Consider the following 13,292-nt stretch of genomic DNA (forward strand, 5'->3'; position numbering starts at 1 on the left):
CTAATTCAACGCGGAAAGAGCGGAACAAGCGTGCCGGCTGCCGCCATCGCTTGGTCGCATGCCACGACCGGCTTGTTCGGCGAAGCTTTGAATACGGAGATCTGCAGTGCACCCTGTGTGGCTGGGAAAACCAAGTCGCAGTCCTCGTCGTCCTTGTCGTTGGTCGTATGGAAGCGGAAGCCATCACGCCCCTGCACCTTGATGCCAACGAAGTCGACGTTCTCCTTCTTCTTTTTGTACGCATCAACGTTGTGGATCGTGGAATACACCGTAACGGTGTAATCCCACAACGATGGGGCGCTGTTCCAGGCGCACACTTTCCAACCCGGTTCCTCGACGCCCGCCACACCAGACTTCTTCGTGGACGGAACAACCCCGACCTTCTGAAGCGTCTGATCCGAAACCTGCGTGCACGGATCCCACAGTGCCGCAGTCGCGGCCGAGGTACCCGCAGCTCCGGTACTCGGCGTGGCCGTCCCACCCTTCGTCGATCCGCAGCCGGTCGCCACCAACAGCATCCCCACCGCCACCACGGTCATCGTCGTCCGTCGTCCCACCAAGGCCTCCCGTTCCAGCCATCACACGTCGCTCGAAGTCTATGACGCACCCCGCCGCTGTTCGGTTCCATCCAATCACGCCCATCCGCCGCCCCCACGCCCGGATCACCGGCAAAATCGCGCACCGGGGATCCGAGCTGCCGCGCTCAGTCGAGGGCCTCACCGTTGACCACGGCGTAGGCGAAACCGTCCCAGCCCTTGCTGCCGACGGTTTGCACAATGGTGGCGTCGAGGCTCGGCTCGGCGGCGAGCAGGTCCACCAGATCGCGGCTGGCCTGGACCGCCGGATCGTCCGAATGGTCGTCGGCGACAGCGCCATTGCGCACGACGTTGTCGACGATGATCACCGAGCCGGGCCGGGTCAGGCGCAGCGCCCAGAGCACGTAGTTCGAATTGTTGACCTTGTCGGCGTCGATGAACACCAGATCGAACGGCTCCGGATCCTCCTCTGCCAGTACGGGCAGACTGTCCAGAGCAGCACCCACTCGAATCTCGACCCGGTCCCCGACCTCGGCCCGATCCAGATTCTCCCGCGCCACCCGCGCGTGCCGCGGCTCGAATTCCAGGGTGATGACCTGGCCGTCCTTACCCACTGCCCGCGCCAACCAGATCGTGCTGTAACCGCCGAGCGTGCCGATTTCGAGCACCCTCCGCGCCCCGATCGACCGCGCTATCAGATGCAGGAACTTTCCTTGCGCCGGCGATACGTCGATGGCGGGCAATCCGGCCGCCGCATTCGCGGCCAATGCCGTCGCGGTCGAATCCTCGCCTCCCACCAGAGAGTCCACGATGTAGCTGTCCACGTCGGCCCACTCGAACGTCGTCATGCCATGAAGTCTGCCACCGGGTGCCCGGATACCGCCGAAACTGAAGCCGACACCCGTGTTCCCCGGAAACCTTGCGGGCCACACCGCTCACCCAGTAGCGTGCCCAAGAACTGAGACCAATCCGTATCACTTTTACTGCGGACGAGGGAGCGATCATGAAGACCCGCCGAACTGGTTGGCGCGCAGGCTCACTCGCGATCAGCCTGCTAGCCCTCACTTCTGCTTTCCTGGCTGCACCCGCATCATCGGCGCCGGCGGACGGCGGCGCCGCCTACGTCGCCCTCGGCGATTCCGGTGCCGCGACCACCGGTGTCCAGAAATTCGATACCGGGGCACCGCTGCAATGCGCCCGCTCCACTGCCAATACCCCGAAACTGGTCGCCGCCGACCTCGGCCTGGAACTGGACGACCGAACCTGCAGCTCCGCCAAGATTTCGGACCTCACCGCATCCCAAGGCCCTGGCATCCCACCGCAATTCGACGCCCTCGGACCGAAAACCCAACTCGTGACGGTGCATATCGGCGCTAACGACGCCAAAATGACCAAATACATCCTCACCTGTCACCTGGCCGGAGCGAAGCCGTGCGCCGACCCAGCGTGGGACGCCGATATCGACAGCATCGTTGCCGCGTATTCGACTGCCCTGCATCGGATCTCGTCACTGGCCCCGAATGCGACGATCTTCGTCGACGGCTGGCCGACTTACGTCCGCGACGGCGGCTGCCCCGACCTGATCGGCCTGCGCCCCACCGACGCCGCCACCATCCAGGCCGCCTTCGACCGCCTCGACAGCGTCGTCGCCCGCGAAGCCGCCGCCGCGGGTGCGACCTATATCGACACCCGCCCGCAGTCGATCGGGCACGACATGTGCGCGCCCGCTGGAATCCGATGGTTCGACCCCATCATCGCCACCGAAACCCTGGTCCCCTACCACCCCACCCTCGAAGGCATGCGCGGCGTCGCCGACATCATCACCCAGGCCATCCGGTCATCGGGAGCTCCGCGCTGAGTCGATACGAAACTGCTTGGGGCTGTCAGGCTTTCGCCGCCTCGAGCTCGATCTGAGTGACCGCGGTGACAATTTTCATCATTTCACGGAGCAATGCGCCCAGGCTGATCAGCGCGGTAGTCAGTTTGAGCAGCATGCGGGAAACGCTCATGGTCGCCGTCGATATTTCGAATACCGCGCGGGCAATGAGAGCCGGTGATGCCGTTCCGGCGGATGCGATGAGGATGGCGGCGATCTCGACCAGAACGCCGGCCAGGCTGTTCAAGATCTCGGTGACAATGCCGCGAACCCCGTCCACGAGCTCACCCATCTTCTTGTTCACCTTGCTCAGCGAATCGGCGAGCGCGGCCTGGGTGGCGATCGACGCCATGTGTGCGTCCGCCTTCGCCCGATAGGCGTTCGCGGCGGCACCGGTCCACGCCGCGGTGCCCTGCTTCACCTCGGTCGACCAGGTCGCCGCGACCTCCGTCAGTCGCTCCGAAATATTCGCCCAGGAGTCCGAATAGGCCGACACCATATCGGGATTACCGGCCAGCGAGTCCAGCGATTTCCGCATCGGCTCGACATGTTCGAGCATCCACCCCATGAGCAACCCGCCGACGAAGTTGAACGGGTCGAATATCGCGAGAGCTCTGCCGCTGACCAGATCCGAGCCGATACTCGCGAGCTCTTTGACGTCGGCGGCGGCCGCCCACGCCTTCATGGCGCCCTCGTAGAGATTCCGGCCGGTGTCCTCGCCACTGAGCGCCAGTTTGAACTTGTGGCCCGCTTCGAACGCGTCGCCGACCGAAGTGCCGCTGAGAATCCCCGCGTCAGCGTCTTCGCTCTCGCCGTCTTCGCCCTTCTTCGCTCCCTCGGGCAAGCCGAGTTTCCGGAAGACGGTCGCATCCTCCTGGTAGTACTCCTCGCGGTAGTCGACACCGTTTTCGAGCAGTTCGTTGTCCGGGCGCGCGTCGTCGTCGAAATTGTCCAGTTGCCCGGGCAACGGCGGCGCATCTTCGTTGAGGAACTTGCCGACCGAATTCTCGTACGCCATTCGACTACACCTGCTGTTCGAGCTGCTCGCGCTGACGATCTGTGCCGTCGGCTCGACTCTGGTCGACGTTTTCGAAGGAGTCCGCGGCGAAACGAAGTTTGCGTGGCAACGACTCGGTCTCCTCGGTCAACGTGCGCAGGCTCTCGGTGATCCGGTCGTGCAGCGAATTCAGTACCGACTTGGCGTACGGCCCCACCAGCCATCCGTATCCGTCATCCGCCTGAGCCAGATAGTCGGCGGCCTCGCGGGACAACGGCACCCCCTCGATCGCCTGCTCCACCTTCTGCGCATGATCGCGCAGCTGATCCGGGTCGACGTTCACCCCATCCGAATTGCCCATGTCGTCCTTACTCGCCGTACCTCGGATTCGCGCCGTCGAATGACGGCCCTCTGACTAGGACGCTCCCACTGCACATCCGGTTCCATCCGATCCGGACGGAACCATGTCGTTCGGCTCGCGCACCCTATTCCAGCCAGGACTTGCGCTGGTAGTACAGATCCTCTTCGGTCGGTTCGTCGGGCACGACGATGTCATCGCGATTGGGCTTGCGCGATCCCGATGGCGGCGGCTCGGGCTGGAAGCCGGTGGGCGGTGGGCTGTATACCGGCGGCTCGGGTGCCCGGGTGGGAACTGGATCGACAGGATCGACGTCCGGAAAGCGATCGGCATATTGGCCGATGATCGCCGCACCGGCGTCGTCGTCGCCGACCGCATCGTGCACCATGTTCGTGACCTGGTGGCGCAGTTTCGCCTGCGCGCGCCGCATGCAGGACATGATCTCGCCGGAGATGACGGCCGGGTCCATGCCACGTGCCGCCGACGACAGCTTGATGTCGGTGGGTACACCGTTGGCGTCGACAGTTACGGAGATCCGGTTGTCGCTCGACGTTTCGGTCACCGTCACGGTGGCCATGCGGCCGTGCAGGCTCTGATACTGCTGAGCCTTGCGCTCGAGGTCCTCGGCCCACTGGGTGAGTTCGTCTGCTGCCTGCCCTGGGTCACCGCTCAGCAACTTCATCCCCTTCGCATTGTGGCACCTACGGTTGTGCCATGTTCCGGGGTCACGAATGCTCCGCCCCCGACGCCGGGACCGACCCTACGATGTCGAGCCGTCGCCCGGCAAACAGCCCTTCCCCGCACCGGCAATCAGAACAGGAAGTAGCGCTGGGCCATGGGCAATTCGGTGGCGGGCTGCTCGGTCCAGACCTCGCCGTCGATGCGCACGGTGAAGGTGTCCGGATCTACTTCGATCCGGGGCATGGCGTCATTGTTCGGCATATCCGCCTTGGTCACGCGACGAACGTTCTTGACGGGAGCCAGTTTTCGGCGCAGGCCCAAGCGGTCGGCGAGGCCGTTCTCGATGGCTTGTTCGGAGACGAAGTGCAACGAGGTCGCGGCGGCGGCCAGCGGTGCGGCACCGAACATGGGGCGCGGCAACACCGGCTGCGGCGTGGGGATGGAGGCGTTGGCATCGCCCATGGCGGCCCAGGCGATCGCGCCGCCCTTGAGGACGGCATGCGGGCGGACACCGAAGAACGCCGGATCCCACAGCACGAGGTCGGCGAGCTTGCCCACCTCCACCGAACCGATTTCGTGGTCGAGTCCGTGGGCAATGGCCGGGCAGATGGTGTATTTCGCGATGTAGCGCCGCACGCGGGCGTTGTCGGCGGCGCCGTCGCCGGCCAGCGCACCGCGGCGGCGCTTCATGACGTGCGCGGTCTGCCAGGTGCGCATGACGACCTCGCCGATGCGGCCCATGGCCTGGGAGTCGCTGCCGATCATGGAGATCGCGCCGAGATCGTGCAGCAGATCCTCGGCGGCGATGGTGGAGGGGCGAATTCGACTCTCCGCGAAGGCGAGATCCTCCGGGATGGACGCGCTGAGGTGATGGCACACCATGAGCATGTCCAGGTGCTCGTCCAAGGTATTGACGGTATGCGGACGGGTCGGGTTGGTCGAACTGGGCAGCACATTGAGATGTGCAGCGACGGTGATGATGTCGGGTGCGTGCCCGCCACCCGCGCCCTCGGTGTGGTAGGCGTGGATGCCGCGGCCCGCGATGGCGGCGAGCGTGTCCTCTACGAATCCGGCTTCGTTCAAGGTGTCCGAGTGCAGCGCCACTTGTACACCCGCCGCATCGGCGACGGTGAGGCAGGCATCGATGGCGGCCGGAGTGGAACCCCAGTCCTCGTGCAGCTTGAAACCCGCTGCGCCACCGCGCAATTGCTCCCACATGGATTCGGCGCTGACGGTATTGCCCTTGCCCAGCAACACGATATTCATCGGCCAGGCGTCGGTGGCCTCCAACATCCGGGCCAGATGCCAGGATCCGGGGGTCACGGTGGTCGCCTTGCTGCCCTCGGCCGGGCCGGTGCCGCCGCCGATCAATGTGGTGATGCCGCCGCCGAGTGCCTCGTCCATCAGCTGCGGACAGATGAAGTGCACATGACAGTCGATGGCGCCCGCGGTGAGGATCCGGCCGTTGCCCGCGATGATCTCGGTATTCGCGCCGACCACCAGATCCGGATGCACTCCGTTCATGGTGTCCGGATTGCCCGCCTTGCCGACGGCACTGATGCGGCCGTCGCGAATTCCCACGTCGGCCTTGATGATTCCCCAGTGATCGATGATGACCACGCCGGTGATGACGGTGTCGGGGGTGCCGTCGGCGCGGGTCGCGCGGGCTTGGCCCATGGATTCGCGCAGCACCTTGCCGCCGCCGAAGACGGCCTCATCGCCCGCGAGTCCCGGTCCGCCGCTGCGGTCTTCGGTGATCTCGATCAGCAGATCGGTATCCGCCAGGCGAATTCGGTCGCCGGTGGTCGGGCCGAACAGCTCGGCGTAGCGCGCGCGGCTCAGCTCACTCATGACGCACCGTCCAAACGTCCGGGGGGATTCAGGCTGATGCCGTGCACCTCGCGCGCACCGCCCAGCGGAACCAGCGAAACCCGTTGGCCGAGACCGGGTTCGAAGCGCACTGCGGTACCGGCGGGAATATCGAGCCGACGTCCGTGCGCGGCCTCTCGATCGAAACGCAGCACGGCATTGGCCTGCGGGAAATGCACATGGCTGCCGATCTGGACCGGTCGGTCACCGGTATTCACGACATCGAGCTCGATGCGGTCGGCGCCCGCGTTCAGCTCGATCGTGCCCTCGGCGCAGAGATATTCACCCGGAATCATGGTCGCCCTAGCCGATCGGATGGTGGACGGTGACCAGTTTGGTGCCGTCCGGGAAGGTGGCCTCGACCTGCACGTCGTGGATCATCTCCGGCACCCCGTCCATCACATCGGCACGCGTGAGAACCGTTCGCCCCGAAGACATCAGCTCCGCGACCGTGCGCCCGTCGCGCGCACCCTCGAGCACATGATCGGTGATCAGCGCGACCGCCTCCGGATGGTTCAGCTTGAGCCCGCGCGCCTGCCTGCGCCGGGCCAGTTCGGCCGCGTAGCTCAGCAGCAGCCGTTCCTGCTCGTGCGGCGACAGTCGCATCCGGGCTCCTCAACGCTCATGGATCGGGGTGACGGTAATTCTGGCACGCCCGTTCCGGGAGCGCCGATCAATCCCGGGCGGGCAGGTTCTGCAGCCGCACCTGGCCACGCGCCACCGTGCGACCCTCGCCATCGGCGAGTACGACCTGCCACAGCTGCTGCAAGCGGCCGCGGTGCAGCGGCGTCGCCTCGCCGAAGACCTTGCCCTCGCGGACCGAGCGCAGGAAGTCGGTGTTGTTGTTCACCCCGACCACGGTGCCCTTATTGCCCTGGGCGTTGTACCAGACCCCACCCCCGACGCTTGCCAGCGTTTCGACAACCGTGCAGTACACGCCGCCGTTGACAATGCCGGCCAGCTGCAGCAACTGCGGCCCCGCCGTCAACTCTCCGCGCACCCGATCCGGCGTGACCTCGGTGAATTCGAGGCCGATCAGATCGGTGAAGGTGTTCTTGCTGAGCTCGGTCATCAGCTCGGGCGTCACGTCGGCCAGCGACTCGATCTGGGCAACTTCCTGCTGTGTCATGCATTCACCTTGACACAGGGCGTCCCGGCCCTCGCACGACGGCTACTTCCCGGCGTTCGCTCGCCGAGACAGAGCGGCGGGCTCCACACGCACATGGAGCCCGCCGCGGCAGTGGATCGGGGGTTCACGGCAGCCCTCCGGAACACTCGGCCGATCCCAACGCCGAAATTATTATAGGTCAGGCTTACCTAAGTGAGCAACTCCTGTCGGATCGGGCTCCGCACGCGACCAAGACCATGCAGACGGCCAGACACTTTCTGCCATAACCCATTCCACACACGACCAGCGCGCCCGATCGTCGACACGGCCCCGGTGGACCGGCTCGGCACGCAACCGGCAACCATGGCAATTCGTTCGCCGTGCCCACCGAGACGCCGCGGGTAGAGCCGAGCAACCCGCCAAACGATAGGGCCTTATCGAACCAAGCAACCCACAACGCGTCGCACGGGCAAACCGCGCTCTTCCAGCGTCGACAGCAACCCCTCACCCCGGCGCGCACCGACCAGCGAATCCGTCCGCGCCAGATCCGGCACGTAAGTGGCTGCGCCCACGATCGATTCACCGACCAGCGACCAGAACCGACGCTCACCGAGTCCCGCGCAACCCGCCAATGTCCGCTGGATCAACCGCAACGACGGCTCACACCGATGCGCGAGCCAGACGTACATCGCCCGCTCGCACGGCAACGTGACCACACCGGCCTCCCCTGCCAGCCGATCACCGTCGAGCACCCGAATCGTGGTGTCCGCCAAGCCCGCCCAGTCGATGCCGCCGTCATTGTCGGTGTGGAGCCACAGATTCTCGAGACCCGGATCCCAGACCCGCCCCTCGGCCACCAGGAGCGCGACCACCCGGCCGATCACCGCGTGGATCAGCGCGGTCGCCACCACCTCGGCGGCGGTATCGGCGCTGATCATCTCCGCGGCATGCCGCCGATACATCAGCTCGATCCGTCCCTCGCGCAATCCGTCGGCCAGCCGCCACCAGCGCCGTTTGCCCTGTTCGGACATGGCGGCCACCGCATATACCCGCGGATGTTCGGGTTGCAACGAGCGCAACCGGGCACAGGCCCTACCGAATGCCACCTGGGACTGGCGAGGCATGTAGGTGGTGACTGGCTCGGACATCGAACCTCCTCGGGTCGGCTCCGTGATGGGTCGGATTGAAAAGATAGGTTAGGCTTACCAGACCTAACAATCGGATACCAGCTATCTAGTCAGGAGTAGTTCGTCGCCGTGACGGCATCAGGCACCATCGCGCCGGGGGCGCGACGAACGAATACGGCGCGCCGTCGTCGGCTCGGACTCGTCGCATTGACCGCACTGCTCCTCATCGCCACCGTGGCCAGCATCGCCATCGGCACCCGGTCACTGCCCCCCGGCGCCGTCTACGACGCCGTGCACAATGCCCTCAGCTGTCCGGGCCGGCCGTTCACCTGTCCCGCCAGGTCGACGGCGGAGGAGATCGTGCGCGGACTTCGCTTGCCGCGCACCGCACTCGGGCTGATCACCGGGCTCGCGCTCGGCATCGCGGGTGCGCTGATCCAGGGCTATACCCGCAATCCGCTCGCCGACGCGGGCCTGCTCGGCTTGAACGCGGGCGCGGCCTTCCTTGCGGCACTGAGCATTTACCTTTTCGCGCTGACCGCACCCGAGCAGTACATCTGGTTCGCCTTCGCGGGTGCGCTGATCGCCGGGCTGGTGGTGTTCGGCGTGTCCGCGATCGGCGGTGGCAAGGCGAGTCCGCTCAGCCTGGTGCTGGCAGGTGCCGCGGTGACCGCATTCCTGCAGGCGATGACGAATGCCATTGTGCTCATGGACAATGCCGCGCTGGACACCTACCGATTCTGGGTGGTCGGCACGGTGAACGGGCGCGACGCCGAGGTGTTCTGGCAGGTGCTGCCGTTCTTGGCGAGCGGAGTCGTGCTGGCCGTCGCGGCCGCGCCGGGCCTGAATCTGCTGAGCCTCGGTGACGAGGTCGCGCGTGGACTCGGGGTCCATATCGGGCGCAGCCGTGCGCTCGGCCTGGCGGCGATCGTATTGCTGTGCGGCGCAGCGACAGCGGCGGTCGGCCCGATCGCGTTCATCGGATTGATAGTGCCGCATGTCGCAAGGGTTTTCACCGGTCCGGACTATCGCTGGCTGATCCCGTACTCCGGACTGCTCGGTGCACTACTGCTGCTCGTCGCCGATGTGGTCGGGCGAACTGTGGCGCGACCGGGCGAAGTACAGGTCGGCGTGATGATCTCGGCCCTGGGTGCACCGTTTTTCATTCTGCTCGTTCGTCGCAAGAAGTTGGTGAGCCTGTGAGGGAGATGTCACCGCGATCGCCGCGCACGAATTCGCGGGCCACCGGGGAGCATCCATGAGCGAACGAATCATGGACGCAATCTCCCCGGACAGCACCGCGAGCGGGCCTGGCGGCACTCCGTCGGCAACGCCGTTGCGCCGCATCCGCCCCGCCTTGCGCCTCGGTCCGGTGTCGATTGTGTCGCGCCCCACCATGGCGCTCATGGTTCTGGCGCTCGCCGCGATCGTGCTCACACTGTTCTGCCTCGATATCGCCTTCGGCGACACCCACATTCCGATCGGCCGAGTACTCGATGTCCTCGGCGGCGGCGGCACTCGATCCCAGCGCTTCATCGTGCTGGAGTCCCGATTGCCGCGCGCGCTCACCGCCGCGGTCGTCGGTGCGGCGCTCGGCATCGCGGGTGCGATCACCCAATCGATCCTGCACAACCCGCTCGCCGCACCGGATATGCTCGGCATCACCACCGGCTCGAGCCTCGGGGCGGTCGCGGTACTGGTCGGAACCGGCGGCGCGACCACGGGACTCGCAGCGAGCGTCGGCACACCACTGGCAGCGCTGACCGGCGGTCTGCTCACCGCGATCGTGATCTACCTCCTCGCCTGGGGTCGCGGCGTGACCGGCGACCGCGGCGTCACGCCGATGCGACTGGTGCTGATCGGCATCGGTGTGAACGCATTGTTGTTGTCCGGCATCAGCTTTCTGCTCACCCGCGCCAGCCTGCAGGACGCGGCCCGCGCGCAACTCTGGCTCAATGGCTCGCTCAACAGCGCGGACCGCACGAAGCTCGTCCCGGCCGCGCTGGCCCTGGCCATGGTCGTCGTGGTCGCGGTGGGCTCCGCGCGAACCCTTGCCGCACTCCGTCTCGGCACCGACACCACCCGCGTGCTCGGCGTGCGGATCCAGACCCAGCAGACGCTGTTGATCGGCGCGGCCGTCGTGGCCGCGTCCGTCGCCACGGCGGCTGTCGGCCCGGTCACTTTTGTGGCGCTCGCCGCACCGCAGATCGCACGCCGACTGCTGCGAACTCCCGGCGAACCACTCATCGGCTCCGCGCTCATCGGTGCCATCCTGGTAGTCGGCGCGGATGTGGCCTCGCGCACGCTGTTCCCGGTCGATCTGCCGGTCGGTGTCGTGACCGCGGCCTTCGGCGGACCGTTCCTGCTCTACCTGCTCGTGCGTATGAATCGGAAGGCGACCCTGTCATGACCAGCGATACGCGGCTCTCCGCACAGGAAGTCACCCTCGGTTACGGCGACCGCATCATCGTCGACGGCCTCGATATCGATATCGCACCCGGCGTCGTCACCACCGTCATCGGCCCCAACGGCTGCGGCAAGTCGACCATGCTGCGCTCGCTCGGGCGCCTGCTGCGTCCGCGACAGGGGCGAATCCTGTTGGACGGCAAGGCGATTTCGACGATGAAGACCAAGGATGTGGCACGCGTCATCGGCATGCTCCCGCAGTCGCCGGTCGCGCCCGAGGGCCTCACCGTCGCGGATCTCGTTGCGCGCGGCCGTCATCCACATCAGTCCTGGATAAGGCAGTGGTCGGTCACCGACGAGGCCGAGGTCATGTCCGCGCTCGCGGCGACGGGCATCGCCGAGCTGGCCGATCGTTCACTCGACGAGTTGTCCGGCGGTCAGCGCCAGCGCGCCTGGATCTCCATGGCACTGGCCCAGGGCACCGATATCTTGCTGCTCGACGAGCCGACCACCTACCTCGACCTCGCGCATTCGGTCGAGGTACTGGACCTGATCGACCGGCTGCACGACGACCTCGGCCGCACCGTGGTGATGGTGCTGCACGATCTCAACCTGGCCATTCGCTACAGCGACCGACTCATCGTCATGCGCGACGGTCGCATCGTCGCCCAGGGCGCGCCCGCCGATATCATCGATGTCGCCCTGCTGCGCGAGGTCTTCGATCTCGACGCCTCGGTCCTCGAGGATCCGGTCTCCGGCCGTCCGATGATCGTGCCCATCGGAACCCGGCACGTTTTGCCCAGGTATGACAAATGACACACCAGCTATCAGGCAGTTACGACGGGGTGTAGTACGCAATTGTGTCGTTGAGTCCGTAAACTTGTGGAATGGCAGGACTTGGTGAACTCGAGAAGGCGGTCATGGACCAGCTGTGGTCCAGTGACGAGCCGCAGACCGTACGGCAGGTACACGAGGCTTTGGCCGCCCGCCGTGAGCTCGCGTACACCACGGTGATGACGGTGCTGCAACGGCTGGCGAAGAAGAATCTGGTGGTCCAGCGCCGCGACGACCGCGCCCACCGCTACGCCCCGGTGCACACCCGTGACGAACTGGTGGCCAGCTTGATGGTCGACGCATTGCAGCAGGCCGATGTGGCGGGCAGCCGCGCGGCGGCGCTCGTGCATTTCGTCGAACAGGTCGGCAGGGACGATACGGACGCGTTGCGAGAAGCACTCGCTAAGCTCGAGGCATCCGAAGATACTGCGCCGCCGAAGCAGTAGTCTTGGGATCCTGGCCTCACAACGAGGTGAGACCCTGGCCCCACAACGCAGTGAGCTGAGTCGATGAACGCAACCGCGCCGGTCTTCGCCGGTCTCGCTTTGCTTCTCGCGGGGCCTGCCCCAGCGCTGCTGAGCCGCGCGACCTGGCCGTATCGGACTCCGCGCGCCGCGCTCGTGTTATGGCAGGCCATCGCGCTCGCCGCCGTGCTCAGCGCATTCGGCTCGGGCCTGGCCATCGCCGCACAACTACTCGTCCCCGGACCGAACGGTCGCCCGACCACCTCCCCGGCCCGGGAAATCGACGCGCTCGGACTGCCGCTGTGGCTGGCCTACGTCTTCGTCTTCGCGCTGACCCTGCTGGTCGGCGCGCGACTGATGTACGCGATCGTGTGCGTCGGCGTGCACACCCGCAGGCGCCGGGCGCGCCACCGCATGCTGGTCGATCTGCTCGACCAGAGCGGACCGCAGCGCCGCGCCGCCGATATCCGGGTGCTCGCCTCGACCGAGCCGATCGCCTACTGTCTGCCCGGCCTGCGCCAGCGGGTCGTACTGAGCGAAGGCACGCTGACCAGCCTGCAGGACGCCGAGGTCACCGCCATCGTCAGCCATGAGCGCTCGCACCTGCGCGCGCGGCACGATCTGGTGCTCGAGGCGTTCACGGCGGTGCACGAGGCCTTCCCCCGGGTGGTGCGCAGCAAGGCCGCGCTCGGATCGGTGAAGCTGCTGATCGAACTGCTCGCCGACGATTCGGCGGTGAAGGTGACCGGCCCGAAGCCGCTGGCCCGCGCGCTGGTGGCATGCGCCAAATCCACCGCTCCGCAGGGCGCGCTCGCCGCGGGCGGGCCGACCACCCTGATCCGCATCCAGCGCCTGGGGGGACGAATCGGCGATATTCGGGTGGCCTCGGCGGCGTATCTGGGGTCGGCGGCCATCCTGGTGGTCCCGACCATGGCCGTCGCGGTACCCTGGCTGGTCGAACTGGATCGACTGCTGCGTAACTGATTCCTCCGGTTCTCCCCGACACACCCGGTCCTACCGCATCCCGATGACCGGG

Annotated in this window: 16 protein-coding genes; 6 read left to right on the forward strand and 10 right to left on the reverse strand. The window is 66.3% G+C overall.

Features of this window, described 5'->3' with window-relative positions; genetic code table 11:
• Positions 1–5: 5 nt before the first annotated feature.
• Both ACQPZ2_RS25430 and ACQPZ2_RS25435 read right to left on the reverse strand, forming a co-directional pair.
• Positions 6–539: a DUF3558 domain-containing protein gene (locus ACQPZ2_RS25430; RefSeq protein ID WP_433520743.1), complete on the reverse strand. Its 534-nt coding sequence runs from the start codon at positions 537–539 to the stop codon at positions 6–8.
• Between the two features lie 164 nt (positions 540–703).
• Positions 704–1,384, reverse strand: coding sequence for an O-methyltransferase (locus ACQPZ2_RS25435; protein ID WP_397047331.1), 681 nt, complete (start codon positions 1,382–1,384; stop codon positions 704–706).
• 155 nt (positions 1,385–1,539) lie between these two features.
• Here ACQPZ2_RS25435 and ACQPZ2_RS25440 point away from each other — a divergent pair, with 155 nt between their 5' ends.
• A complete protein-coding gene (locus ACQPZ2_RS25440) occupies positions 1,540–2,394 on the forward strand; it encodes an SGNH/GDSL hydrolase family protein (RefSeq protein ID WP_433520744.1) in 855 nt (284 codons plus the stop codon).
• Positions 2,395–2,419: 25 nt separating this feature from the next.
• On the opposite strand, the gene ACQPZ2_RS25445 is transcribed toward ACQPZ2_RS25440, so the two are convergent.
• The 8 genes from ACQPZ2_RS25445 to ACQPZ2_RS25480 all read right to left on the reverse strand — a co-directional run bounded on the left by ACQPZ2_RS25445 (position 2,420) and on the right by ACQPZ2_RS25480 (position 8,573).
• Positions 2,420–3,430 (reverse strand): hypothetical protein, encoded by a 1,011-nt coding sequence (locus tag ACQPZ2_RS25445; RefSeq protein ID WP_433520745.1) that lies wholly within the window; start codon positions 3,428–3,430, stop codon positions 2,420–2,422.
• Between the two features lie 4 nt (positions 3,431–3,434).
• Entirely contained in the window at positions 3,435–3,770 is a 336-nt protein-coding gene (locus ACQPZ2_RS25450) for a type VII secretion target (RefSeq protein ID WP_433520746.1), read from the reverse strand.
• A 124-nt stretch (positions 3,771–3,894) separates the two neighbouring features.
• On the reverse strand, positions 3,895–4,449 hold the full coding sequence (locus ACQPZ2_RS25455) for a YbaB/EbfC family nucleoid-associated protein (RefSeq protein WP_433520747.1): 555 nt from the start codon (positions 4,447–4,449) through the stop codon (positions 3,895–3,897).
• Positions 4,450–4,577: 128 nt separating this feature from the next.
• On the reverse strand, positions 4,578–6,299 hold the full coding sequence (locus tag ACQPZ2_RS25460; RefSeq protein ID WP_433520748.1) for an urease subunit alpha: 1,722 nt from the start codon (positions 6,297–6,299) through the stop codon (positions 4,578–4,580).
• Entirely contained in the window at positions 6,296–6,613 is a 318-nt protein-coding gene (locus ACQPZ2_RS25465) for an urease subunit beta (protein ID WP_433520749.1), read from the reverse strand. Before ACQPZ2_RS25465 ends, ACQPZ2_RS25460 begins: the two co-directional genes overlap by 4 nt.
• A gap of 7 nt (positions 6,614–6,620) precedes the next feature.
• Entirely contained in the window at positions 6,621–6,923 is a 303-nt protein-coding gene (locus tag ACQPZ2_RS25470; RefSeq protein ID WP_387292824.1) for an urease subunit gamma, read from the reverse strand.
• A gap of 67 nt (positions 6,924–6,990) precedes the next feature.
• The gene (locus ACQPZ2_RS25475; protein WP_433527521.1) at positions 6,991–7,389 is read right to left on the reverse strand and encodes a PaaI family thioesterase; all 399 of its coding nucleotides are present in this window, start codon (positions 7,387–7,389) and stop codon (positions 6,991–6,993) included.
• Between the two features lie 470 nt (positions 7,390–7,859).
• Complete coding sequence (locus ACQPZ2_RS25480; RefSeq protein WP_433520750.1) at positions 7,860–8,573, reverse strand: hypothetical protein; 714 nt, start codon at positions 8,571–8,573, stop codon at positions 7,860–7,862.
• 108 nt (positions 8,574–8,681) lie between these two features.
• Between ACQPZ2_RS25480 and ACQPZ2_RS25485 the strand changes: the two genes are divergently transcribed.
• From ACQPZ2_RS25485 to ACQPZ2_RS25505, 5 genes are all read left to right on the forward strand, one after another.
• The gene (locus ACQPZ2_RS25485; RefSeq protein WP_433520751.1) at positions 8,682–9,755 is read left to right on the forward strand and encodes a FecCD family ABC transporter permease; all 1,074 of its coding nucleotides are present in this window, start codon (positions 8,682–8,684) and stop codon (positions 9,753–9,755) included.
• Between the two features lie 55 nt (positions 9,756–9,810).
• Positions 9,811–10,962, forward strand: a complete 1,152-nt coding sequence (locus tag ACQPZ2_RS25490; RefSeq protein WP_433520752.1) for a FecCD family ABC transporter permease — start codon at positions 9,811–9,813, stop codon at positions 10,960–10,962.
• Complete coding sequence (locus tag ACQPZ2_RS25495) at positions 10,959–11,774, forward strand: ABC transporter ATP-binding protein (RefSeq protein WP_433520753.1); 816 nt, start codon at positions 10,959–10,961, stop codon at positions 11,772–11,774. Before ACQPZ2_RS25490 ends, ACQPZ2_RS25495 begins: the two co-directional genes overlap by 4 nt.
• Positions 11,775–11,845: 71 nt before the next feature.
• Entirely contained in the window at positions 11,846–12,238 is a 393-nt protein-coding gene (locus ACQPZ2_RS25500) for a BlaI/MecI/CopY family transcriptional regulator (protein ID WP_040689937.1), read from the forward strand.
• 63 nt (positions 12,239–12,301) lie between these two features.
• Complete coding sequence (locus ACQPZ2_RS25505; RefSeq protein WP_327098363.1) at positions 12,302–13,240, forward strand: M56 family metallopeptidase; 939 nt, start codon at positions 12,302–12,304, stop codon at positions 13,238–13,240.
• The last annotated feature ends 52 nt before the right edge of the window (positions 13,241–13,292 follow it).

This window comes from Nocardia pseudovaccinii, assembly GCF_050942345.1.
GTDB classification, from domain to species: domain Bacteria; phylum Actinomycetota; class Actinomycetes; order Mycobacteriales; family Mycobacteriaceae; genus Nocardia; species Nocardia pseudovaccinii.